This is a genomic window from Fictibacillus sp. EA-CB0309, from assembly GCF_055814265.1.
The window spans coordinates 2,136,106-2,160,997 of sequence record NZ_CP169271.1 but is presented as its reverse complement, the minus strand read 5'-3'; the positions used below and the strand labels follow the sequence as shown (position 1 = coordinate 2,160,997).

Below are 24,892 nucleotides of genomic sequence, written 5' to 3'. Positions count from 1 at the left end.
TTGAAGTTGTACAAAGTGACCATCACGAATTTCTAAAAAACAGCCCGATGATCGTTATGATGTTGTTTATTTTGACCCTATGTTCGAGTCAACAATCGCATCTCCAGGTATACAAGGCTTAAAAAGCAGTGCTGATTACGGGGAACTTTCCAAGAAAACGATTAATGAAGCATTGAGAGTAGCTTCAAAGCGTGTAGTGATGAAAGATAATCGGACAAGCACGAAATTTAAAGAGTTAGGTTTTTCTGTAATAAAAAGAAACGCCAGTTTTTTATATGGTGTAATTGAAAAAAGAATGAGGTGTAACATGATTGACCTTAGAAGTGATACCCTTACCCAACCTATTAAGAAAATGAGAGAAGCAATCTATAATGCTTCTGTCGGCGACGATGTTTACGGAGAAGACCCCACGATTAACAGATTAGAAGAAATGGCTGCTGAAATAACTGGAAAAGAAGCTGCTTTGTTTGTCACAAGCGGCACACAGGGCAATCAATTAGCTGTACTTGCTCAAACATCACCAGGTGATGAGATTATTGTTGAAGCAGAGTCTCATATCTTCTTTTATGAAGGAGGAGCTACTTCAGCCTTGGCTGGTGTTCAGCCAAGAGTCGTTCAAGGTATCAAAGGCGAAATGAATCCTATCGCAGTGAAAAGTGCTATTCGCTCTGATGATATTCATTTTCCGGATACTTCTTTAATCTGTCTTGAAAACACACACAACCGTTCTGGAGGTTCTATTGTTTCTCTAGAAAACATGAGTGCGATATATGATGTTGCTACTAGCGCTGGCATACCCGTTCATATAGATGGGGCAAGGCTCTTTAATGCAGTGGTAGCATCTAAAAAGAATGTTAAAGATTATACCCAATACTGTGATTCTGTACAAATTTGCTTATCCAAAGGGTTAGGATCACCTGTTGGTTCCTTGTTAGCAGGAAAGAAAGAAGTTATTCAAAAGGCGAGAAAATGGAGAAAACGCCTTGGTGGAGGAATGAGACAAGCTGGTTTCTTAGCGGCTAGCGGTATTATCTCGTTAACAGATATGGTGGATCGTTTAGCAGAAGATCACGAAAAAGCATTAAAACTAGCTAACGCCATAGAAGAAATGGATGGGTTAACACTTGTTAACAGACCCGATACGAACATAGTCATTGTTAATATAGAAAAAACACTACAAACCAATGAAGAATTCTTAGATAACCTTAAAAAAGAAGGCTTGCTCGCCGTCTCATTCGGTGAAGGTCAAATCAGGTTCACTACACACTATGATGTAAATTCACAGGATATCGAACAAGCGATTTCTGCAATCCACCGAGTTATATAAAAACGGGCAATGAATTTAATAAAAATAGCAATGAAAAAACCGGGTGCTAAAATCCCGGTTTTTTCTTTTATCTACTTAAATTCAATAGGTACCCTTTTTTGTGAAACTTGTTCAAACGCATATGCCAACTGAATAAGCTTTTTCTCAGAGAACGCTTCACCTGTGAAGATTACACTCAGAGGCAATCCATCATCATCAAAACCTGACGGAACGGAAATAGAAGGATAACCTGCTTTTGCAGGAATCCCATACCAAACATCATTTGGACTGATAAGAGCATGCAGCTGATGTTCCTTCATGACAAAATCAATACCATCGTTCTGTGATTTTTCAAGATCGTTAATTCTAGATTGAATATATTCTGGGCTGGTTAACGATCCATCTGTTTCGTTGCTCTCTATTAGCAATTCTTGATTATGCTTAAGGCATTTTTCTTTATTTTCCTTGTTGAACGCAATTACATCAGATAAGGAAGAAATCCCAATAGCAGGGGAGACAGACTTTAAATAGTGATTAAGACCCGATTTAAATTCATGTAAAAGTACAGTATAGTTAGATCCATCTTTTTCCAATGGTGAGATTTGATCTAAATAAATGATTTCTCCGCCTTGTTTTTTGATTAATTCTAGTGCTTCATCAAACACAGACCTTTGCTTTTCATTCAGATCACGGATACAGAACTCATAGGTAACTCCAAATCTTTTCCCTTTTAATGTTGATTGCTCCAAACCATCTATAAACGAAAGTCGCTCAGAAGCAATATGGGTGGCTGCATCTCGAGAGTCCATACCTGCAATTACTTCAAGCAATATCGCCGCATCCTTAACATTTCTTGCCATCGGACCTGCTGTATCCTGACTGATTGATATAGGAATGATACCTGTTCTCGATACCAAACCTACAGTTGGTTTGATTCCTACGATATTGTTATTTCCAGCTGGGCATAGAATAGAGCCTGAAGTTTCTGTTCCAATTGAAAGAGTGGCAAAGTTACAAGCGACAGCAGCAGCAGAGCCTGAACTGGAACCACTTACATCCAGTTCGTCAGGGCCATATGGATTCAATACTTGTCCGCCTCTCGAGCTATATCCATTCGGCATATGATATGCCATGAAGTTAGCCCATTCGGTCATATTGGCTTTACCAAGAATAACTGCACCAGCTTCCCTCAGTTTTTGAACAATAAATGCATCTTTTTGGGCAAAGTGGTTTTGAAGGGCTAATGACCCTGCACTTGTATGCATCTGATCAGAAGTATCGATATTATCTTTAATGATGACGGGGACCCCGTGCAAAGGACCACGAACTTTGCCTTTTTTTCGCTCATTATCAAGGTTCCTTGCTATGAATAATGCATCAGGATTAACTTCAAGAACCGAGTTAATCTTTGGTCCTTGCTTATCATATTTTGAAATTCGATCTAAATAATATTTTACTAGGTCAAAAGAAGTCAATTCCCCGTTTTCAAAATGAATATGTAACTGATTTAGCGTTATTTCTTCAATTTGCAACACGCTTATTTGTGACATTTTGCCGCATCCTCTCTTAATTACTCATTACTTATTATATAAAACTGTCGCAAAAAAAGGAATTTTCAAAGTATTCCTAGAATAAATAAAAAAAGGCCCGCATCATGCAGACCTATAAGGTTTAAACCCGATAATTGTATTATTCTTCAATCGTAACTTTCATAGGTGTCCATTCACCAATGATGCCTTGACCGTGAAGAGATGTACTGCCTTCTGGTGATAAATCTTTTTCGGTCATAAGTCCAAGTGCAACTGTAAATTCATTAAATTTAATCGGAACATTTTTTTCAGTTCTTACGATTGATCCGTTTACAGTAAAAGTTACTTCGTCTTCTTCACGGTTGTAAGTGATCTGATATTCGTTCCATTCTCTCGCGTTAAAATCATTATCTTCTTTAAAAATACAAAAGTATCTCGTTTTGTCGGTTTGAGGCACTGAAACACCTGGGAACGGAAGTACTGCATAAACACTTGCGAATTGTTCGTTACCCGCAAAGAAATCAAGCGCTGCGCCAGTTGTAAAATCCAATAAATTCACTGATACAAAACCATCGTATAAATCGTTAGAATAAGTACCGATCGGGCGAGAGCGCATTTTCCATTGAAAGGAGATGGTTCCCCCTTCAGGCACTGTTATCGTTTCATTAGAGTAATACATGTGTTTCGCATTATCTAAAAATTGCACAGAAGGGTGTGATTTAGTGAAGGGATTTACTCTGACATATAGTTCATCATTTCTGACAATAACTACTGCCTCTGGCTCTCTGAACTCATGGAAAGACCCATCTGGAAGTGGAAAACCTCCCATTCTCCATGTGTCAGATTCAGTTAAGATCGTGTGAAAATTTCCTAGTACCATTTCTTTTTGATGTTTTTTCATTAAACACAGCTCCTAGTTAATTGCTTATAAAGTTATTTAATCAAATAAAGGTTGACGAGGCAAATGCTGGCTTTTCTATTAATACCCGTCCATAAAAAAACTAGATTTCTAACATGGACAAGTATATTTCAGAAAAAACTGAATAATAATGGTATTAAGAGCTCGCAAATTAAAGGGAGGGTGTTCTCTATGAAAACGGTATCTCAAATTAATTTACGAAAAGAAAAAGAAAAGACGTTCTCAAGTGATGATAGAATTATGCTTTTTATTACGAAGTTCCACTTAAAAGCAAAAAGGGATAAATGGTTAACGTTACGACTTTTACTAAGAAAAGGATCAGTTGATCTTGTAGAACAAATCCTGATCAGTTCAGAGTATAGAAGGGATTTCCCTGAACTCCTTGAAGATGACACCGTTAGAGATTTCTATTTAGATTTAAAGAATCCAAAAAAGAAATGTGTCTTACCATTTAACCTTTTGGGAACCCAAAAGGTTTTCTTCTTGTCATTTTTGTGTGCAAAGTTTTTATCATTTGATATAATACGGACATGAAGATGAAGGAGCACGATGTGATGAAGCGTTATACATTAGAAGAAGCCAATCAATTGATTCCTGTTCTCTCAAAAGAGTTTGATTCTCTCCATAACTTACAAAGAGAGTTTGATCTGTGGTACGAATCATTTCAACAGGTTGAGCCCCAGTTGAATGCTGAAGAAAAGGCAGCTTGGGAAAAAAGGATTCAATTCATGGAACTTGAAGCAGAAATGTTTATTTCTAATATATTGTCTCACGGCGTGTGGTTTGAAGATGCATTTTCTTCCACACTGCATTTCCCAGCTATTTTAAATGGGGAAAAAGGGGTTTTTAAATGGCACCCTGAAGAAGCAGTCATCACAATTTATGAAAGCTCTGAAGAGAAATTGGATTCTCGACATTTGGTAAATTGAGGAACGATTATTTAATTGATGTAAAAAACACTTGTTTTATTTTGAGATATTGTTTATGATATTATTCGTGACGTAACTTAGCGCCTATAGTGAAATGGATATCACACGAGATTTCGGCTCTCGTATTCTGGGTTCGAATCCTGGTGGGCGCGCCACTTCCAATTAAATATCTTGAATATCGGTTATGCCGGTACTCACCACGGGGATGGCTATTGGGACCGGTGGTTTTTTATTTGGCGTCATAATAAAACTAACGTTGCAGGTTGGTGATTAATTGTGTCAGAAAAAATGAGAGTACTATTGTATTACAAATATGTTCCAATCGATGATCCAGAAAGCTTTAAAGACGAACATTTAAAGTTCTGTAAGGATTTGGGGCTTTTAGGGAGAATTATTGTAGCACCTGAAGGTATTAACGGAACTGTTTCAGGTACGTATGAACAAACTCAAATCTATATGGATCACCTTAAAGCAGATCCACGATTTGAAGATATTGTATTTAAAATAGATGATGTTGAAGAGCACGCATTTAAAAAAATGTTTGTTCGTCATAAAAAGGAACTAGTAACTTGGCGCTTTGAAGAAGATGTAGATCCGAACCAATTATCGGGTAAACGTTTATCTCCAAAAGAATTTTACGAAGCGTTACAAGATGAAGATGTTATTGTAATCGATGGACGTAATGACTACGAATATGAAATTGGGCACTTCCGCGGGGCAATCCGTCCAGATGTTAAAGCATCTAGAGATTTTCCTAAATGGGTCCGCGAAAACATTAGCCAATTTAAAGATAAAAAAGTTCTAACCTATTGCACAGGCGGCATTCGATGTGAAAAGTTCTCTGGTTTCCTTTTACAAGAAGGGTTCGAGGATGTATCACAGCTTGAGGGCGGAATCGTAACATATGGGAAAGACGAAGAAGTTCAAGGAAAGCTTTGGGATGGAAAACTCTATGTGTTCGATGAGCGTATTTCAGTTCCTGTTAACCGTACTGATGAAGATGTAGTCATTGCTACATGTTATTATTGCGGAAAAACAGAAGATCGTTATGTGAACTGTGCTAATCCAGAATGTAATAAACAACATGTATGTTGTACTGAGTGTGAAGTTGAGCATAAGCGTTCTTGTACGAAGGAGTGTTTAGAACACCCACGTAACCGCTATGAGACGGAACGAAAAGAACAGCAAACCGTTTAAGTGATAAAGCCAGTGATTATACTGGCTTTTTTTATTTCCCTGTTTTAAAGTTAACAGTAATGATGAGTAACATAAGGGGTGACAAGTAGATGAATCGAGCAGATGAAATTTCTGAAAAAGTAATCAGCAACTATCAAAAAGACGAAGGTATGATGATTATTATTTACGCTCAATGGTGCGTAAATAACAGATTAGACCCGAAACAAGTTTATCTCAAAGCGTATCCTGAACAAACGAATAATGACTATGTGATGCATATGTTAGAGCAGACTGTTCCATTAGAAGAGGCAGAGCCCATTAGCAATGAAACATTGCTGCAAGTCTTATCCCTATTCGGTAATGAGGATCTCGCCTTTGTTGTGTCTAAAGAAATAGATGCGATGTTGGAGGCAAAAAAATGACTGAAACAGAGAAATTAGTACTTGCAAGTTATAAAACCGGGCAATATATAGGAAAAGCTGAAGATGAAAGAAATCAGATGGTACTAGTTCAAGTTTTGGCTGTAAAGTCTCATCCATGGCAAGGTGATCTGCATCACCCTAAACAAGCTGACGTTCCTTTTTTTCAAGAAAGAAGGGCATTAAGTTATGGTGAGAAAACATGGGTACCAGCTCATACGGTGAAGGAGTATAATGGTGATCTTCCATCGTATAAAGACTCATTAAAAAGTGCACTGATTGGATACATAGAAAAGTTAGATGAAGACAATAGTGAATGGGCAAAACGTTCATTACAGTGCCTTTATCAGCTAAAAAAGATTATAAAATGGATTAAGAAAGAACGGTAAGTGGAAAGAAGATAAGTACACAGCAAAGGTGGCGATTAATTTGGATCTTCAACAACAGATCATAAAGGAATTACAAGTGGAACCTGAAATTAATGCAAAAAGTGAAATTCAAGCTAGAGTGCAATTTCTAAAGGATTATGTTAAAAAATCTGGCACAAAAGGTTATGTATTAGGCATTAGCGGGGGACAAGATTCGAGCTTAGCTGGTAAATTAGCTCAAATTGCCATGAAAGAATTGCGTGAAGAAACCGGTGAAGATTATAAATTTGTAGCAGTCAGACTTCCATATGGTGTTCAAAAAGATGAAGAAGACGCTCAACGCGCGCTAAAATTTATTGAACCTGATGTATCTCTAACTGTAAACATAAAACCGGCTGTAGATGCTTCAGTAAAAGCTTTCATGGAAGCAACAGATAAGGAGCTTACTAACTTTCTAAAAGGGAATACAAAAGCACGTGAAAGAATGAAAGCTCAGTATGATATTGCAGGGGCATACCAATGTCTTGTTATTGGTACCGACCATGCTGCCGAAGCAATAACAGGCTTTTTTACAAAACACGGTGATGGTGCTTGTGATATTGTACCTTTATATGGATTAAATAAGAGACAGGGAAGAGAGTTGCTAAAAGAATTAGGTGCGGAAGAACGCATCTATTTAAAAGTTCCTACAGCGGATCTAGAAGACGATAAACCACTTATCCCTGATGAAACAGCACTTGGCGTTACTTACGAAGAGATCGATGATTACTTAGAAGGAAAAGAAATCTTTGTTTCTTCTAAAGAAAAGATTGAAAAAAGATATCTGCAAACCATGCATAAAAGAAACCATCCTGCATCCATCCATGATACTTGGTGGAAGTAATACGAAGCACCTGGGTAAACCAGGTGTTTTTGTTTTGTAACTTTTAGGTTATACTTGTTGTTGGAATAAAGGGGAAGGGGATACATATCTTGAGTAAAACAGCAAAAATCATAATATCATTAGGAATTGTATTTTTAGCATATTTCGTTTTTGATACAATCAATCGTGAAAATGCCCGAAAAGATCGTCTAAATGTAATTGACGACCATTTCAAAAACCTTTTAAGATTGAAGAAGAGTTAAAAGAACAATATGACGAAGATTTCCTGATTGAAATGGACGACGAATTTTATATGGTAACGGTAAAAGATAATAAAGTCGTAAAAACCGTTAAACAATAATGTGTGGGCTTGGCTCAAAAGCAGAGAAACTTTTGACGCCAAGCCTCTTTTTATAAAATCGAAAACCCTAGGCTAGGCCTAGGGTTCCAAAAAGCTTACAGCGAGGTATTAAAAAAACTCTTCCGAGATGCTAAAATAAATTTGGTTCGCCAACCAATATTCCAGCATCGGAGGAGTTTTCATTGTCCAAAGACATCAATAGTTTAGCACACACGAAATGGAATTGTAAGTATCACATCGTATTCGCACCAAAGTATAGAAGACAGGTGATATACGGAAAGATCAAGAAAGACATAGGAGAAATTTTACGGACACTGTGTGAGAGAAAAGGTGTAGAAATCATTGAAGCTACAGCATGCCGAAATCATGTACATATGTTAGTGAGCATACCACCAAAACTAAGTGTATCTTCGTTTGTAGGCTACTTAAAAGGGAAAAGTAGTTTGATGATATTTGATCGGCACGCTAACCTGAAGTATCGATACGGGAACCGAAAATTTTGGTGTACCGGTTTTTATGTAGATACAGTGGGCAGAAACAAAAAAGTGATAGAAGAATACATTCGTAATCAAATTCAAGATGATGTAGTCGCAGAACAAATAAGCATGATGGAATACATTGATCCATTTACAGGTGAAGAGGTAAAGAAAAAACAGAGAAGGTAACCAGGAGGCCTTTGAGGTCTGGCCGGTAGAAGTAGTGCACCTGGCGAACCCTTCCGAGGCCCTTTAGGGCTTGGCCAGTAACAAAGGCTTCCAGCCGCAGAGAAAACCACCCGTTGTCACGGGTGGTTTTTATTTATAGACTGTTTTCGTAATCTTTGTTATTTATGTAAGTGGTTGATTTCCGTTCCAGGTGCTCGCTTTCCGCGGGGCAGGCGGTGAGCCACATTCGTACGTTTCACTCTTAAGTGTCTCACCTGCCCGCCTATAAAAAAGTCCCTTGCTCCTGCGTCTACAAGTTAATGCTATCGCATTGAGCTTCCTCGTCGCATGCCTTGCAGGAAGCTTCTCATGTGGCAGGCACGCACCTTACACTCCAATCAACTGTCATAGAAGAAATGAGGTTTGAAAGCAATAATCTTTTAGAAAAGAGCTTTTTATAAGATGAGAGAAGGCTAGCCCACGGGTTATCTATACTGGGAGAAAAAATATTTCTATTTGTTTGTTTGTGATGAACAACTTAAATTATATTTACATTAGTTACACACACTCTAAGAAAGATAAACCACCCCATGGCCAAGCATACTGCTTCCTTAGTAGGACCATCTACTTAAAATTCTACACAAAACTTTTATACATAAAGTTCTTTAGGATGAATTTTCTTTACAATTCAAAATCATAAATAAACTTCTATTGTTCCTATGCTATGATTTTTCATGGCTTACATAACATTCAAAAAGGGGTTTGTTTTATGAAATGGAAAAAAAGTATATCTGTTTTTGTATTGATGACTTCTGTTTTCGCGTTCAATTCACACCATGACCAAGTTCGCGCTGCAGGAACAGTTGAAGGACCAGTTATCTCTGAAGTTGCTTGGATGGGGACAACCGTAGATGCGAATGATGAATGGATTGAACTTTATAATCCTACTGATCAAACCATACAACTTGATGGTTGGACGTTAAAATCAACAGATGGGACTCCTACTATTCAACTTAGTGGTTCAATTAGTCCTGGCGATACCTTTTTACTGGAACGCACTGACGATTTAACAGTGCCTGGTGTTACAGCCAATCAGATTTTCACAGGTGCTCTATCAAATACAGGAGAAAGTCTTCAACTGCTTGATCCTTCGAACGGAATAAGTGATGCAGTTTCCAAGTGGTATGCAGGAGATGTTACTTCACGAGCAACCATGGAAAGGGAAAACATGTCGGCTAGCGGAGAGGACATTCAGAACTGGAAAACAGCAACTGCCAGCTACGATGCAGGATTTGGAACACCAGGGAACATCCAAGGCACTTCAAATGGACAAGCAGAACAATTAAATAATGTTAGTAATGAAGTTGGAGCAATCAATGTCTATTTTAATAAAAGTGCTTTAACACAATTTGCGACACCTGGTAACGGAGCCAATTACAATATTAATCTTGAAAACAGACTTTTAAATAGAATTAATTCAGCAACTGATTCGATTGACATAGCAACATATGAGATCAACCTTCCTAACATCGTAAATGCATTAATCGAAAAAGCATCTACAGGGGTTTCTGTACGAATGTTAGCTGACTCAAAACCATTATCAGATGCAGAACATGATGCTCGATATGAGCTTATGAAAATATATTTAGAAAAATTAGCAAGAGGAAAAGATGGGGTAGTTAATACAGCGGATGATGTACACATCTTTTCAGACTCTATTATTTTTGCAGTAGAAGACACGGCAAAAAGAACAGAATATAACCTTCCTTCAGATGGATTCAACGATTTCACCCAACGCACAGTTACGGTGGGTAGTCAAAGTCAGACTGGTCACATGCTAGTGGATGGTGAGGAAAAAGAAACTAACAGCTATTATTCTCCAGATACTCAAATGCACAATAAGTTTGTAGTTGTTGACGGGAAATGGGTCTTTACAGGCAGTTGGAATTTCACAACGACTGGACTTTATGGCACTGATGAAAACAGAGCAAATGGAATACTAGACGGAAATTCTAATCATTCAATCGAACTTCATTCAAATGAACTTTCTAGTATTTACAAAACAGAGTTTGATGAAATGTGGGGAAGCGCAGGTACGCAGCCTAATGCAGCTGTATCGAACTTTGGATCACGAAAAATTGATAATACACCTCACCAAGTTACAGTAGGTGGAAAGAGCGTGGAAGTTTATTTTTCACCAGGAGATAACGCCGTTCCAAAAATGAATGAAACATTAGAACAGTCTGCTCACCTAAATACGTATTTCAGCATTTTTGCTTGGTCAGATCAAGCTTTAGTTGACACACTGAAAGTGAAGTGGGAAGGTTCCCCTAACGATTTAGAAGGAACAAAAACTGGTTTTGATATAAAAGGTGTCTTTGATGATTCATTCTGGAACATGTGGTGGTCTGCATCCATCGACATGACTGGCAGAACCGCTACTCAAACGAGCACCAATAATCCGAACACACGCTGGAAAAATCCAGCTCCTGTATTTATGGATAAAGAATCCAGAAAGCTGCACCACAAATATTTTATCATTGATGCTGATACTTCGAGTGACCCGCTTGTTATAACAGGCTCTACGAACTGGAGTACGAACGGCAATGATGTAAATGACGAAAATGCGCTTTGGATTCATGACTTGGCACTAACAAATCAATTTAAACAAGAATTCATGGCTAGATATGAACAGGCTGGTGGTTCAATCAATTAAATGCTACATTCTTAAAAGTGACTCTTGAAGGGAGTCACTTTTTCATTTAAAGTAGATGAAAGCTCAATTGTATACATATCCTATAGATGGGGTGGTAAAATCATGGAAAATTCATATGTTTTATATCACGATCAGATTATTAAAAGTGGTTCTATTCCGGTAGACCCTGAAGACAGAGGTTACCTTTTTGGTGATGGCATCTATGAAGTTGTTTTTGTCTATAACAGTAAACCTTTTGGATTTGATGAGCATTTTGAAAGGTTTGAGCAGAGTGCTCAAAAGTTAGAACTTTCTATGCCGTATGATATCCCAACTTTAAAGCAATTAACGGATGAACTGATTGTTAAGAACAATGTTGTGAACGGTATGGTTTATATCCAAATGACCCGTGGAGTTGCACCGCGAAATCATCTATATGAACGGAATATGCAAAGTGTTGTTACTGGTTTTGCAAAATCTGTTTCACTGGATTCGATTGCTGCATCTCAATCAAGAGGGATCCAAACGTACTTGACTGAAGATATCAGATGGCTTCGCTGTGACATCAAAAGCTTAAACTTGCTTGGAAATGTAATGGCTAAACGAAAAGCAGCTGACTATGATTGCCAAGAAGCGATTCAGCATAGAGATGGAACAATTACAGAAGGTTCGTCATCTAACGTGTTTATTGTTAAGGATGGTACACTTAAAACACATCCTGCAACTAACCTAATCTTAAATGGAATCACAAGACAACTCGTTTTAAAAATTGCAGAGGATATTGGAGTTCCTGTAGCAGAAGAAGCTTTTTCTATTGAAGAATTGGTGAATGCTGATGAAGTTTTTATTACAAGTACAACCATGGAAGTCACGCCTGTTGTTAAATTGTTAGGAATGAAGGATCAAACTTACCAAATTGGTCCTGTCACAACAAAACTTCAAAAAAACTTTAAGCAAGTGATTGAAAAGAAAACATCTGCTTTAAAATCTTAGTAAATGATTCTCTAGAGGAAAACATGAAAACATTACTTAAATACTTTATTAATGGATTGTTGACGATCCTTCCGATTGTATTGGCCGTGTATATCATCTATAAGATTTTCGGATTTCTCGATAGCATCCTCGGCAATTTATTAAAGGACGTCTTAAAAGAAGACTATATTCCGGGGATCGGACTTATCACAACCATTGTTTTAATCACCGTTCTAGGATGGATGTCAACACAATATATCTCCGGGAAAATATTTCGGCTCATTGATCGAATCCTAGAAAAAACGCCTTTTGTCAAAACGGTTTATACGGTAATCAAAGATACCATACATTCTCTTTTTGGTGAAAAACGATCGTTTTCAACCGTTGTACTGATTGAATATCCAGAACTAAATATGAAAAGTGTTGGTTTTATTACCACAGAAGATGTTAGCAGCTTAAGTGATGAATTGGCTGATCACGTTGCCGTCTATATTCCCCAAACTTTTCAGATCGCTGGATTCACGTTCTTAGTTCCTAAAGATAAAGTCAAAGTGCTTGATATCAAACCAGAGGACGCCATGAAATTTTTATTATCTGGCGGAGTCGCAACAAAATAAGCATGAATGTAACACCCTTTATTCAGAAAGGGTGTTTTTTAGTTGCATTGTTCATACATTGATAAGAAGGGAGGGTGTTAAACTTGAATGCTTCTAAGCGGTTACTAACAAAATTAACACTCATTCCAATTGATTTCTTGCTTCAGCCCTTTTCTCTATTAAGTAGAAAGAAAGTGATTTGGGAGCTGAGTTCAGAGCAAATAGTACAGCTTCAATTACAATGGTTGCGAATTATGAAACGCACAAATAGCGTAAGAATCAATCTTCGAAACAACAAAGAGTTAATACGAAAAATTAAAGACGAAACAAAATCAAAAAACAGGAACAACATTACCCGAACGGCTGCATATTTATCATTTTTCAAGAAAAATCATGAGATAGAATGGTCATTTTTAGCTCATATGGTCTCAAGGAATGCAGGATATTTTATGACTGATTTAAAAGGAGAATTCTTGCCTCACATCCTTGACGATCTATTTGCTGAGAATTTATATACGATGCTAGAAAAGGGAAACAGTATGATCTTCGAAGACGCATACCCTCAATTGCTTTTATATGAAGAAAGTAAGAAGAAGGGAGTATCCCTATTTTATCTTTGCCCTTTTTTAATGTCTCTCCATTTATGGAAGGAGTTTGGGAATTGTATTTTCAGGGAGATCAGAGCCCGCTGCTACCCATCGCACAAATTATAAATGAACAAAGTCACATTGAAAAACACCTTGTTCAAACAGAGGAATACCAGCGTTTATTAAATAAATTGACTTATCGCATCCAAGAATGGCTTCAGCTTTCTCAAATCTTATTTCCTGTATTGCCGTTAAAGAATTCAGTTGGTAAGAACATGTACAATTTTGAAGACCTTAATTCAAGAATTGAACTAGGTCAGAATTTATACAATGTTCTTTTTAACCCTAAACATTTTCATAACTCCTATAAGTTTGCACTTCAAAACCCTCACACTGGTTCTCGTACCGATTATGATAGCAGTGTTTTCAATCCTATTGACTCAATCAAAAAGAAAGAGAAATATCCGAAAGAAAAACTTTCTTTCTTTAAGACGAAACAGAATCATAAAATATATAGTCCTTTTCTTTGTGACGTTTGGAAACAAAGTTATACAGGACCTTTTTTTCAATCGAACTGGTTTTCAGAACATGATTTTGCGATTGAAAAGATAAGATTGGTAAAAAAGCATTCTTCTCCAATCTGGATGTCTTATTGGGCGGGCCTTCATAAGTTAGAATCTGCTTTTCTTTTGAAACACTATTATCGTTTACTCAAAAAAATAGAGGCCATGAATAATGGCTTCTATTTAAAGAAGGAAAGGATGTTGCCCATTTGCTGTGCAAGCCCCATAACTTGATTTGCTCCGCCCATCATTTTGCCGAAGTTCAGACCAGATCCTTGGTTATTCTGATACATTCCCATTTGATTCCCTTGCCCTTGTTTTTGGTTAAACGGCATGCCTGGCATCATCGGATGCGGCATACCCGGAGGCATCATTGGCATCATATAGGGCATATATGGCTGTTGGTTAAATCCTTGTGAATATTGCTGCTGCGGCATTGGAGCTGGAGTTGCAGGCGCATATGGCGGTCTGTCGGGTACTTGTTGGCTATTTGCGTAACCCTTTGCAGTAGGAGTGGAGAAAGGATCGTATCCGCCGTATGGGAACATTCTCATAGATTTCTCTTTCAAAAAAATCACCTCAAAATAGTTTCCATATATGTATATTCAACTAATTAAAAAGGGACATAACCCTTCATAGGAAGTGATGAAAACGCCCTGTCCAAATTTTGCTCACATCATATTTTATAAGTAGAGGTGTGTTGCCGAAAAGGAGGATAAGGAATGTATGGCTAAATACAATGCTTCTTATGATTGGTTATTAACTGCAATCGGGGATTCCTTAACCGTTGGAGTAGGGGCACCCGTATTTGGAAAAGGTTATGTAGGAAGGTATGTAGGGTTCACTCAAGATATTTTTAATAAACAGATCCTTGTTAATAACTTTGCGGTTACCGGCACAACCTCTGAAGAAATTCTCAACTCTTTAAAAGACAAAGCAGTAAGAAATTCAATAAAAAATTCTAAAATTATTCTAATAACAGCTGGAGGGAACGATCTTATTCAAGCGGCATTTAAATATATGCTGACGCATGATGAAGACCCTCTGTATCGCGCACTTGAACTTTGTAAAAAACTTAAAGAAGATCTTTAAAGTCATCTTCAGATTAAAAAAGGATGCAGAAGAACCTTTTATCATTCGAATATGTACACTTTATAATCCGTATTTTAAATGGAGTAAAGCGATTAAATGGGTACACTTATTTAATAATCATATAAAAAGTTATGAATCGTTACCGAATGTTAGAGTGGCTGATCTATATCAGGTTTTTAAAGGGAGAGAAAAGGAGCTTGTTTCCTTTGACAGTGTCCATCCAAACAAAAAGGGGTACCAGGTGATAGCCGTCTCCTTATTTGAGCTAGGCTTTAAAGAGATAGAATAAATATAAAAACAGCACAAGCCGTGTAAAAGCTTGTGCTGTCTTACTTATTTTATAGCGCCGGAACTTTTTCAAATTCTTTTCTCAATGTTTTTGAACGCTTCGCTGCATTTTCAACTGCTCTTTCAATGGCTAGACCGCCTCCATTTTCTGCAAGAGCTTCAAGACCTGCCGCAGTTGTACCATTAGGTGAAGTAACTTTTTTACGAAGCTCTGCTGGAGAATCATCCGATTCCATCACCATTTTACTCGCACCATATAGTGTTTGCGCTGCAATATCCCGCGCCAACTCACGATCCAAGCCATTTTCCACCGCTACATCTTCCATGTGTTCTAAAAGATAATAGAAATACGCAGGACCACTTCCTGCTATGCCTGTAAAAACATCCATCTGTTTCTCAGATATGATTTTTACTTTACCAATGGCTTTCGATAATTCTTGAGCTAAATCCAAATTTTCATTTTTTACATACTTACCGGCACTAATTCCCGTAATAGATTCACCAATCATACTTGACGTATTCGGCATTACACGGATGATAGGAAGACGCTTTTCTAAGATCTCCTCGATATAATGTGTTGAAATTCCTGCAAGTACGGTTAAAATCACATGATGATCTTGAAGTGCTGGTCTTACTTGTTGTAGAACTTCTTCTGCTTGTTTTGGTTTTACCGCAAGAATAATCACATCTGTGTTACTTAAAGTTAATTCTTTAAAAGCCATCGTTTGAATGTTGTATTTTTCATTCAGTTCCATTCTTCTATTTTCATTAGAATGGTTTGCAGCCGTAATTCGATCTGGAGAAATCCCAGCTTTATTGATTAATCCTGAAATCATTGCTTCTGCCATTGAACCTGCTCCAATGAATGTAATGTTTCTGTATTTTAACATGCAACCCTCTTTCAATAATTTTGGATTATCCGCTACTTTTTAGTCGACTCATTAGGCTGTTTTAACTTAGAAGTGAAGCGGACTCTTTGTTATTCAATTTGTAGTAATTTTATTTTGCTCTTTGCTATATACTTGTTGCTACTATTGCTCGTTGATTGGAGTGTAAGGTGCGAGACTACGGCTAGGAAGAGCGGTCAGGTGAGACCCCTAAGGCGCAAAGCGGCAAGGGACTCATTGCACGCCCCGTGGAAAGCGAGCATCCTGAAACGGAAATCAACCCTTTAAAAACAATAATAATTAAAATGCAGCCTTTTATTTAAAGTACTATGTTAACATGTTCACAAATAGATGCAAGTTTAGATGTTCTTTATTGAGTGATTGTAATATGATTTTTACATAAGAAAAAAGGGGAGAGTGTACGATGAAATTTTATATTGCCTCTGGTTTTGTGAACAAATCATTAGTAAAGAAAGTAGGAGCTGAAATAACAAAGAAGCTGAACTGGGAACTTACATACGATTGGACTCAGAATGAGAGGGCAGAAACAAAAGAAGATCTTGCTAATATCGGTATAAAAGAATTTGATGCGGTTATGAATTCTGATGTAATCATTGTTATATTGCCTGGAGGAAAAGGGTGTCATACTGAGATGGGGATTGCGCTCGGCAATAATAAACGTGTCATTATGTACGACCCGAATGGTACTCTAAAAGATCTCTCCAAGGCAACGACATTTTATTATTTGCCTCAAATTAAAAATTGGAATGGGATAATAGAAGAGCTGCCACCACTTTGCAACTCTTCAAACCCTCATTGCGCTTCTTTATAAGATTGATTTTGAAATGTAGTTATCGTTTTGTCTGCGATTCTTGCATATCCTTCGTCATTAGGATGAATAGAATCGTACAGCCATTTATCCATATCTTCAGTTTGAAGAGCATCACTCACAGGAACAACAAGTGCTGGTTTATAAGTAAGTGCGGTCTCATAAGCAATTAAGTTCCAATCATTTAGCAGCTTTTCCGTTGCAGGGTAATATTTTTGCTCTGAGTTCACAACATTGTATAGTTCATTTAATACTAATATGGCATTAGGGTTTTGCTCTCTAATCGTCTCAAAGATTTCGTTCAAATTTTTCTTATATCCGGTTTTCACTTCGTCATAACTCTGAATGGCTTTAATCGGACCTTCTTCTTTTGCTATTTGTACAAGATCATTTCCGCCAATATTGATTGATATAATATCGGCAGATTTAACAGATTGCTGAACAGCAGGTATTTCTAGCTGATTCAATAATCCTTTGCTTGTTGCGCCTGAAACGCCTTGATTTTCCAAAATGAACGTTTTACCCGTTAAGTTATGGAGGTTATCATTGACTTTGTTTGCGAATCCTCCTTCTTCTGAGCCCCTGCCTTGTGCGACAGAATCACCTAAGACTAAGTGGTTAAAACTGGAATCCGAACTTTTATTAAGATAATCAAGGTATGTGATTTGTTCTGATTTTGTACTGTCGTTTATGTCAATTACAGATTCTTTCTTGATCTGATTTATCTTATACTGTGGGTAGTAGTACCATGCCGCTGTACCGATTACCATTAGCAAAAGAAGTAAGGATATGATATATCTTTTTTTCATTTTATCCTCCTCCTGAAATTATAACTTGTCATAACAAAGTATTAGTTATTGATAATAACATAAATATGTCTAGAAAGTGCAGGGTGAGAACTTGAATAACGATTCACTTAAAATACCAGTATTTATTCCGTTAATCATAGGGATTATTGCCATTTCCTTTTCCGCCATTTTTGTTAAGTGGTCAGAAGCCCCAGTTTCTGTACAAGGGATGTACCGCTTATTGTTTACATTATTATTAATGCTCCCATTTGTTTGGAAACAATTTGCTTTCCTCAAAAAATCTCGTTTAAAGATGCAGCTTTATTATTTTTATCAGGAACATTTTTAGCATTACACTTCTTATTTTGGATGGGGTCCTTAAAATTAACGACCGTAGCCAGTTCCACGATACTCCTTTCATTACAGCCTGTTTTTGTAATGGTTGGTGCATTCATAGCGTTTAAAGAAAGAACTTCTAAAGCAGCAATAATAGGAATGATTGTAGCAATAGCTGGTGCGATTATGATTGGTTGGGGAGATATCGGTATTTCAGCTCAGCATATCCAGGGAGATCTGCTGTCCATTTTAGGTACGATTGTAGTAGCTGCGCATATGTTGATCGGTCAAAAGCTACTGAAAACAATACCCGCAACTCTCTATAGCTTCACTGTGTTTTTAACAGCTGTAATTGTTTTTGTTGTTTATAATGCTTTCTTAAACATACCCATGATTGGATATCCTGATAAGGAATGGGGCATATTTTTATTGCTTGCCATCATCCCAACTGTTTTCGGACATGTACTCTTTAATTGGCTTTTAAAATATGTAACAGCCGCAACGATATCCATGGCTATTCTTGGTGAACCCGTTGGAGCAACTTTGCTGGCTTACGTATTGATCGGAGAAACATTAACAGTCTCCCAATGGATTGGAGGTGCCATGGTTTTAACAGGTCTATATTATTTCTTACAAAATACCCGTAAACAAAAAGAAATAAACCTCCAGCTCCAATCAAGAAACCTGTAACGGTAGGTCCAATTGTTAAAAAAGGATAGGGTGATATTGTAATCCATGTTGTTTTTGAAAGTAGTTGATTTCCGTTCCAAGTGCTTCGCTTTCCGCGGGGCAGGCGGTGAGCCACATTTAGACGTTTCACTCTTAAGCGTCTCACCTGCCCTCCTGTCCTAGCCTGAGTCTCACACCTTTACACTTCAATCAACTGTTCAAAGAAGAAATAAAAAAGGATCAATAGCAGCAATCCTTTAGAAAACAACAAAAAGATCAAAGCCTTTTTCTATGCAATTGACTCTTATTCTTATATGATGTAACAAACAGTTATGAAAGGAGATGGATTTCATGAGTAACTATGCGAAAGCTACTTTTGCTGGTGGGTGCTTTTGGTGTATGGTTACACCTTTTGAGGAATGGCCTGGCATTATAAAAGTTGAATCAGGCTATACGGGCGGACATACAGAAAATCCTACGTACAAAGAAGTTTGCAGTGAGACAACAGGGCATTTTGAAGCAGTTCAGATTACATTTGATCCTTCGATTATCTCTTATGAAAAAATAGTATCTGTGTTTTGGAAACAAATTGATCCGACTGATGCAGGAGGACAGTTTTATGACCGAGGAGACTCCTATCGAACAGCGATTTTTTATCACGATGATGAACAAAAAGCAGTCGCAGAACAATCTAAGAAAGAGTTAGATGAAAGTGGACGTTTTAACAAACCAATTGCTACCTTAATTTTACCCGCTGATACTTTTTATGTTGCTGAAGATTATCATCAAGATTATCACAAAAAGAATCCTTTTCATTACAAGCGCTATAGACAAGGGTCTGGTCGAGACACATTTATAAAGTCTCATTGGGAAGATAAGAAACAAAAACAAGAAATTCTTAAATCACTAAGCCCTATGCAATATAACGTGACACAGAACGATGCAACAGAACCACCGTTTCAGAACGAATTTTGGAATCATATTGATGAAGGGATCTACGTAGATGTCGTTTCTGGCGAGCCACTATTCAGTTCTCTTGATAAGTTTGATAGCAGCTGTGGCTGGCCAAGCTTTACAAAACCCGTACGTTCTTCTACCGTTGAAGAAAAAGAAGATCTGTCACATGGGATGATTCGTACAGAAGTACGGAGTAAGGATGCAGATTCTCATTTAGGACATGTTTTTACGGATGGTCCTCGTGATCGAGGAGGATTGCGCTATTGCATCAATTCAGCTGCACTTCGATTTATACCGAAAGAACAGTTAAAAGAAAAAGGATACGGTGAGTATCTAACTCTATTTGAACAAAAATAAACCAGCCGCTCGGCTGGTTTATTTTTGTTCTGAAGAGGAATAGGAATGTGATTGGATATATTTTAACCGGGCAAATAAGATGACGGCTCCAGCTGATAAACCTGATATAAGTCCAATCCAATAACCGTATGCTCCGAGTGTTGTAAAGTTAGCTAAGTAATAGCCTACCGGCAGTCCAAGGACCCAATAAGAAATAAAGGAAAGCATGAACGTTACATTTACATCCTTATATCCTCTTAATGCGCCTTGAATGGGAGCACCGAATGCATCAGCTAATTGAAAAAATACAGCGTACCATAAAAAAGAAGTCGTGAGTTTGATTACTTCTGATTCATTTGAATACATCCGAGCGACTTGGTCATCAAATACAAAAAGAAAGCCCGAAAGAATTAAAGCAAAACCTACTGCTGTAATGATTCCGATATAGCTATACTGTGCAGCGTCTTTAAATCGACCAGCCCCTACCTCAAATCCAACTGCAATGGTGAGGGCAAAAGAGATGCTCAACGGCAGCATATAGAGGAAAGACGCAAAATTCAGCGCAGCTTGGTGAGCGGCAATGGTAACCGTATTAAAGTCACTCATTAGTAGAGTAACTGCTGCAAATATACTTACTTCAAAAAAGATGGCTAGGCCGATCGGTATGCCAATCTTTAATTGTTCTTTCCAAGCTTTTAATGATGGTGAGTAAAACGTGTGAAAGAGTTTATATCGTCTAAAAGAATTGAATTTCATAACAATGATTACAGTTATAAGAGCTGTGATCCAATACGTAATGGCGGAAGCAACACCAGCACCAATACCGCCTAATTCTGGGAAACCCGCTTTACCGAATATCAACAGATAATTAAATACGGCATTTATAGGTAATCCGATAAGTGTTATAAACATCGTTATTCTTGTCTGACCAAGTGCATCGATAAAAGAACGTAAAGCTCCATATAAAAATAGAGGAAGAATACCGAAAGCTAATGCAATCAAATAGCCTCTTGCTACTTTCTCGACTTCTTGATCTAACGACATGGCTCCCAGTATTGGATTTAGAACCAATGAACCTAGTATGAGCACAATAACCGATATGACAACGGATAAATACACAGCCTGCATGACGGACCTCGGCACACTTTTTGTATTTTTAGCTCCTTGTAGCTGTGAAACAATGGGGGTTAGTGCCATTAAGATTCCATTTAGACCTGTAAAAATAGGAACCCATAAACTTGATCCAATAGCGACACCGGCTAGCTGATCAGCTCCTGAACGTCCGCTCATTACCGTATCAAGAAAATTCATAGCATATAACCCTAATTGAGTGATTAGAACAGGGACGACTAATAATAAGAAACTTTTATATTTATCTCTTAATGAATATGTCTGTATCATCTGCATACTTCCTTTATTGTTTTAACTGTCAATTCAAGACAATGCATTATATCATAAAACATATGAAACACACGTAAAGGAGAAACTATGAGCGTACAATTTCTTTTTGAAGTTCAATCTGTTCTGCCTGGAGAGGAAGCGGGTGAAAAAATCGTGCTTGTTTCAACAGAACTTTTATATAAAAACAGCGGCGAAACAATCTATACTGGCGTTATACCTGTAAGGGTTTCGAATCATGGGGTTTTTGTTTCAGTATCTGCAATATCAGCCGCATTCACTTCCAAATATTTGCGAACAGAAACACTGTTCAGGTTAAAGCGGTATATTAAAAAAATGAGAGATTACTTGGATTTTGATAAAAAGGAATAAGTTGACTTTTTACATCTGCCCTCATATAATATGGAAAACTATAGACAGAACATTTATGAAAAGAGAGTACTCTGCAAAGGATGTTATAGCGAGCTAGGGTTGGTGAAAGCCTGGCACAACTTTCAGACGAAGCGCACTTTGGAAATGTTTGCTCGAAATTTACAGTAGGGCAAACCGGGCACATCCCGTTAACAGATCAAGCGGCCTTATTAAGGCAACAAGAGTGGTACCGCGGTCATCCGCCTCTTCTATTAATTAGAAGAGGCGGTTTTTTTATTTAGGGAGGGAAAAAGAATGAACGGTAAAAAGAATTTGCCATTTATCTAAAGAATAAACTGGGTGATGAGCTATCGTTAGACCAAATTGAGAGTTTAATTGAAAAGCCAAAACAAATTCATCAAGGGGATCTAGCCTTTCCTTGTTTTCAGCTGGCTAAAATCCTAAAGAAGTCCCCAAATAAAATCGCTAACGAGCTTGCCTCAGGAACTATTCCAGAACATTTCGAGAAAACAGAAGCAGCAGGCGGCTATTTAAATGTATTTCATAATAAAAAAATAGCAGCTTTAGAGCTTTTAACGAAGATATTAAAAGATAAAGAGAATTATGCAAATCATGTTTTCGGAAATGAGAAAACAATTGTTTTCGACCTTTCATCTCCTAATATCGCAAAACCTTTTTCAATGGGCCATCTCCGTTCTACTGTGATTGGTTCCTCATTAGCATCCATTAGCGAAAAATGCGGATACAAAACGGTAAGAATCAACTATATCGGTGATTGGGGAACTCAGTTTGGGAAGTTAATCTGCGCTTACTTAAAGTGGGGAGAAGAAGATAAAGTACGAGCTAATCCGATTGAAGAACTAACAAAGCTATATGTTCGTTTTCATGAAGAGGCAGATAACGATTCTTCATTAAATGACGAGGGAAGAATGTGGTTCAAGAAATTAGAAGATCATGATCCACAAGCGACAGAATTATGGATATGGTTTAAAGACGCTTCATTAAAAGCGTTTCAAAAAATATATGAACTTCTGGATGTACAGTTTGATTCTTACAACGGTGAATCGTTTTATAACGATAAGATGGAAGAAACGGTTTCAGAACTTCAGAAAAAGAACTTGTTAGAAACATCTGAAGGTGCTCAGATTGTAAGAGTAGGGGATGATATACCACCTTGTTTGATCAAAAAGACTGATGGTGCAACTCTTTATGCGACACGTGACCTTACTGCTTCCATCTATAGAAAAAACACATACGCTTTCGATCAAGCTTTCTACGTGGTTGGTCATGAACAGTCCTTACACTTTGAACAAGTTAAGCGTGTGTTAAAAAACTCGGCCACGATTGGTCGAATAACATGCACCATGTACCATTCGGTCTAATTTTACAAGATGGCAAAAAGATGAGCACTCGAAAAGGGAGAACCGTGCTTCTTGAAACCGTAATATTAGAAGCAATACAGTTAGCTGAACAAAACATCAAAGAGAAGAATCCAGAACTCGAAGAAATAGAGACGGTGGCAAGACAAGTCGGTGTTGGCGCTGTCATATTTCATGATCTGAAAAATGAAAAAGGAAACGATGTTGAATTTTCACTTGACCAAATGCTTAAATTTGAAGGTGATACAGGTCCTTATGTCCAATATACGGCCACAAGAATTCAAACGCTATTAAACAAAGGAAACTTTGAAGGGCAGCTGCCACAAAAAATTTCCATTGAGGAAGAAAGCTGGGAACTCCTTTCCGTCTTAAACGATTTTCCTGCAATGGTTGAACTGGCGTTTAACCGAAAAGAACCTTCCGTCATATCAAAATATTTGTTGAAGCTATCTCATAAATTTAATCAATATTATGCAAACGTTAAAATCCTAAACAGTACTGAAACATCCGAAAGATTAGCATTATGTGCATCCATTCAGATTGTACTAAAAGAAGGTCTGCGATTATTAGGGATTCAAACACCTAATCGAATGTAGAAAGGTATGACTGGGCTGTTTAAGTCATGTTGCTGGCAAACCTTTGATGTTCCGTTATATAATCTTATAACTTCAACTTATATAAGGAATCGGGGAGCAGACAATGAAAACTGATGAACATACAAAAGGTATATGGAATGCAGCTTTATCCTATTTAATCTGGGGTTTTCTGCCTCTATACTGGAAGCCTCTCGATTTAGTTGGTTCAGGTGAAATTTTAGCACATCGCATCTTCTGGTCATTTTTACTGATGGTAGGTGTAATGATTCTTTTAAAACGAAAAGATGCTTTACAAAAAGATTTAAGAGTCCTCCTTACCAATAGAAAACAATTTTTTTCCGTTTTAACTGCCTCCATATTGATTAGCGGAAATTGGGTGATGTATATATGGGCTGTAAATACAGATCATGTAGTAGAAGCCAGCTTAGGTTATTACATCAATCCGCTTGTAAGTGTGATTTTAGGGATGCTTGTACTAAAAGAAAAATTAAACAGCTGGCAAATTGTTTCTTTTATTATTGCAGCTTGTGGTGTATTCCTTTTAACATGGCAATATGGAGAATTTCCTTGGGTGGCTGTCTTTTTAGCACTTTCTTTCGGCCTATATGGACTCGCCAAAAAATTAGGAAGCTTTGACTCGTTAACTGGATTAACCTTTGAAACCATGTTTGTAGTTCCTTTTGCGTTTATTTATTTGGTTTACCTTCAATGGAATGGTGAAGCTTCATTTATTTCAGGTGGAACTTTAACGACATTCCTTTTATGGGAGCAGGCCTAGTTACAGCCGTACCACTTATTTGTTTTGCACAAGGAGTTAAACGTATTTCCATGACCATGATCGGTTTTCTGCAATACATAGCACCGACCATTATGCTGATCCTGGGTGTGTTTTTGTATCATGAAACATTCAGCACAATTCACGTCATTTCATTTACTTTAATCTGGATTGCACTCCTTATATTTACACTCAGCAGAACAAAATGGGCAAATTATCTCATAAATCGTAAAAAACAAAATTCACTTTCTGCGAAAATATAGT

23 protein-coding genes, 1 tRNA gene, 3 pseudogenes and 1 other annotated feature are annotated in these 24,892 nt (G+C 37.4%); of the genes and pseudogenes, 21 read left to right on the top strand and 6 right to left on the bottom strand.

Going from position 1 to position 24,892, the window contains the following annotated elements:
* Nucleotides 1–307 precede the first annotated feature (307 nt).
* Nucleotides 308–1,327, top strand: coding sequence for a low-specificity L-threonine aldolase (ltaE, locus tag ACEWFH_RS12000; protein ID WP_473727291.1), 1,020 nt, complete (start codon nucleotides 308–310; stop codon nucleotides 1,325–1,327).
* A 71-nt stretch (nucleotides 1,328–1,398) separates the two neighbouring features.
* On the opposite strand, the gene ACEWFH_RS11995 is transcribed toward ltaE, so the two are convergent.
* Nucleotides 1,399–2,856, bottom strand: a complete 1,458-nt coding sequence (locus ACEWFH_RS11995) for an amidase (protein WP_473724243.1) — start codon at nucleotides 2,854–2,856, stop codon at nucleotides 1,399–1,401.
* 139 nt (nucleotides 2,857–2,995) lie between these two features.
* Entirely contained in the window at nucleotides 2,996–3,736 is a 741-nt protein-coding gene (locus ACEWFH_RS11990; protein WP_473724242.1) for a DUF6081 family protein, read from the bottom strand.
* Nucleotides 3,737–3,925: 189 nt separating this feature from the next.
* Between ACEWFH_RS11990 and ACEWFH_RS11985 the strand changes: the two genes are divergently transcribed.
* From ACEWFH_RS11985 to ACEWFH_RS11930, 12 genes and pseudogenes are all read left to right on the top strand, one after another.
* Nucleotides 3,926–4,288, top strand: a complete 363-nt coding sequence (locus tag ACEWFH_RS11985; protein ID WP_473724241.1) for a hypothetical protein — start codon at nucleotides 3,926–3,928, stop codon at nucleotides 4,286–4,288.
* Nucleotides 4,289–4,308: 20 nt separating this feature from the next.
* Complete coding sequence (locus ACEWFH_RS11980) at nucleotides 4,309–4,683, top strand: DUF2203 family protein (RefSeq protein WP_473727290.1); 375 nt, start codon at nucleotides 4,309–4,311, stop codon at nucleotides 4,681–4,683.
* Between the two features lie 80 nt (nucleotides 4,684–4,763).
* Nucleotides 4,764–4,838 (top strand) — tRNA-Arg (locus ACEWFH_RS11975).
* A gap of 133 nt (nucleotides 4,839–4,971) precedes the next feature.
* On the top strand, nucleotides 4,972–5,880 hold the full coding sequence (gene trhO, locus ACEWFH_RS11970; protein ID WP_473727289.1) for an oxygen-dependent tRNA uridine(34) hydroxylase TrhO: 909 nt from the start codon (nucleotides 4,972–4,974) through the stop codon (nucleotides 5,878–5,880).
* 89 nt (nucleotides 5,881–5,969) lie between these two features.
* On the top strand, nucleotides 5,970–6,281 hold the full coding sequence (locus ACEWFH_RS11965) for a hypothetical protein (protein ID WP_473724240.1): 312 nt from the start codon (nucleotides 5,970–5,972) through the stop codon (nucleotides 6,279–6,281).
* A complete protein-coding gene (gene kapB, locus ACEWFH_RS11960; protein WP_473724239.1) occupies nucleotides 6,278–6,667 on the top strand; it encodes a kinase-associated lipoprotein KapB in 390 nt (129 codons plus the stop codon). The genes ACEWFH_RS11965 and kapB overlap by 4 nt, the downstream gene beginning before the upstream one ends.
* Before the next feature lie 40 nt (nucleotides 6,668–6,707).
* Complete coding sequence (gene nadE, locus ACEWFH_RS11955) at nucleotides 6,708–7,529, top strand: ammonia-dependent NAD(+) synthetase (RefSeq protein WP_473724238.1); 822 nt, start codon at nucleotides 6,708–6,710, stop codon at nucleotides 7,527–7,529.
* A gap of 522 nt (nucleotides 7,530–8,051) precedes the next feature.
* On the top strand, nucleotides 8,052–8,534 hold the full coding sequence (gene tnpA / locus ACEWFH_RS11950) for an IS200/IS605 family transposase (protein WP_473724237.1): 483 nt from the start codon (nucleotides 8,052–8,054) through the stop codon (nucleotides 8,532–8,534).
* Nucleotides 8,535–9,282: 748 nt separating this feature from the next.
* Nucleotides 9,283–11,229, top strand: coding sequence for a phospholipase D-like domain-containing protein (locus ACEWFH_RS11945; RefSeq protein WP_473724236.1), 1,947 nt, complete (start codon nucleotides 9,283–9,285; stop codon nucleotides 11,227–11,229).
* Nucleotides 11,230–11,331: 102 nt separating this feature from the next.
* Nucleotides 11,332–12,201, top strand: coding sequence for a D-amino-acid transaminase (gene dat, locus ACEWFH_RS11940; RefSeq protein ID WP_473724235.1), 870 nt, complete (start codon nucleotides 11,332–11,334; stop codon nucleotides 12,199–12,201).
* A gap of 23 nt (nucleotides 12,202–12,224) precedes the next feature.
* Nucleotides 12,225–12,797 (top strand): DUF502 domain-containing protein, encoded by a 573-nt coding sequence (locus ACEWFH_RS11935; RefSeq protein ID WP_473724234.1) that lies wholly within the window; start codon nucleotides 12,225–12,227, stop codon nucleotides 12,795–12,797.
* 233 nt (nucleotides 12,798–13,030) lie between these two features.
* Nucleotides 13,031–14,160, top strand: a pseudogene (locus tag ACEWFH_RS11930) (DUF2515 family protein).
* On the opposite strand, the gene ACEWFH_RS11925 reads toward ACEWFH_RS11930, so the two are convergent.
* A complete protein-coding gene (locus ACEWFH_RS11925; RefSeq protein WP_473724233.1) occupies nucleotides 14,106–14,495 on the bottom strand; it encodes a hypothetical protein in 390 nt (129 codons plus the stop codon). The pseudogene ACEWFH_RS11930 and the gene ACEWFH_RS11925 sit on opposite strands and share 55 nt — an antisense overlap.
* A 157-nt stretch (nucleotides 14,496–14,652) precedes the next feature.
* Between ACEWFH_RS11925 and ACEWFH_RS11920 the strand changes: the two genes are divergently transcribed.
* Complete coding sequence (locus ACEWFH_RS11920; protein WP_473724232.1) at nucleotides 14,653–15,018, top strand: GDSL-type esterase/lipase family protein; 366 nt, start codon at nucleotides 14,653–14,655, stop codon at nucleotides 15,016–15,018.
* A 338-nt stretch (nucleotides 15,019–15,356) separates the two neighbouring features.
* Here ACEWFH_RS11920 and proC read toward each other — a convergent pair whose 3' ends face one another.
* On the bottom strand, nucleotides 15,357–16,196 hold the full coding sequence (gene proC / locus ACEWFH_RS11915) for a pyrroline-5-carboxylate reductase (RefSeq protein ID WP_473724231.1): 840 nt from the start codon (nucleotides 16,194–16,196) through the stop codon (nucleotides 15,357–15,359).
* Between the two features lie 421 nt (nucleotides 16,197–16,617).
* Between proC and ACEWFH_RS11910 the strand changes: the two genes are divergently transcribed.
* Nucleotides 16,618–17,025, top strand: coding sequence for a group-specific protein (locus tag ACEWFH_RS11910; protein WP_473724230.1), 408 nt, complete (start codon nucleotides 16,618–16,620; stop codon nucleotides 17,023–17,025).
* Here the strand turns inward: ACEWFH_RS11910 and ACEWFH_RS11905 are convergent.
* Nucleotides 17,007–17,831, bottom strand: coding sequence for a GDSL-type esterase/lipase family protein (locus tag ACEWFH_RS11905; RefSeq protein WP_473724229.1), 825 nt, complete (start codon nucleotides 17,829–17,831; stop codon nucleotides 17,007–17,009). The two genes, ACEWFH_RS11910 and ACEWFH_RS11905, sit on opposite strands and share 19 nt — an antisense overlap.
* 91 nt (nucleotides 17,832–17,922) lie before the next feature.
* Between ACEWFH_RS11905 and ACEWFH_RS11900 the strand changes: the two are divergent.
* Nucleotides 17,923–18,836 (top strand): annotated as a pseudogene (locus ACEWFH_RS11900) (DMT family transporter).
* Nucleotides 18,837–19,166: 330 nt separating this feature from the next.
* The gene (gene msrA, locus ACEWFH_RS11895) at nucleotides 19,167–20,129 is read left to right on the top strand and encodes a peptide-methionine (S)-S-oxide reductase MsrA (protein WP_473724228.1); all 963 of its coding nucleotides are present in this window, start codon (nucleotides 19,167–19,169) and stop codon (nucleotides 20,127–20,129) included.
* A gap of 18 nt (nucleotides 20,130–20,147) precedes the next feature.
* On the opposite strand, the gene ACEWFH_RS11890 is transcribed toward msrA, so the two are convergent.
* A complete protein-coding gene (locus tag ACEWFH_RS11890; RefSeq protein ID WP_473724227.1) occupies nucleotides 20,148–21,509 on the bottom strand; it encodes an MATE family efflux transporter in 1,362 nt (453 codons plus the stop codon).
* An 87-nt stretch (nucleotides 21,510–21,596) separates the two neighbouring features.
* Between ACEWFH_RS11890 and ACEWFH_RS11885 the strand changes: the two genes are divergently transcribed.
* From ACEWFH_RS11885 to ACEWFH_RS11870, 4 genes and pseudogenes are all read left to right on the top strand, one after another.
* Nucleotides 21,597–21,878, top strand: a complete 282-nt coding sequence (locus ACEWFH_RS11885) for a hypothetical protein (protein ID WP_473724226.1) — start codon at nucleotides 21,597–21,599, stop codon at nucleotides 21,876–21,878.
* A 46-nt stretch (nucleotides 21,879–21,924) separates the two neighbouring features.
* Nucleotides 21,925–22,128 (top strand) — a binding site (T-box leader).
* A 67-nt stretch (nucleotides 22,129–22,195) separates the two neighbouring features.
* A pseudogene (gene argS, locus ACEWFH_RS11880) lies at nucleotides 22,196–23,853 on the top strand (arginine--tRNA ligase).
* Between the two features lie 103 nt (nucleotides 23,854–23,956).
* Nucleotides 23,957–24,631: an EamA family transporter RarD gene (gene rarD / locus ACEWFH_RS11875; RefSeq protein WP_473724225.1), complete on the top strand. Its 675-nt coding sequence runs from the start codon at nucleotides 23,957–23,959 to the stop codon at nucleotides 24,629–24,631.
* A complete protein-coding gene (locus tag ACEWFH_RS11870; RefSeq protein ID WP_473724224.1) occupies nucleotides 24,616–24,891 on the top strand; it encodes an EamA family transporter in 276 nt (91 codons plus the stop codon). Before rarD ends, ACEWFH_RS11870 begins: the two co-directional genes overlap by 16 nt.
* The last annotated feature ends 1 nt before the right edge of the window (nucleotide 24,892 follow it).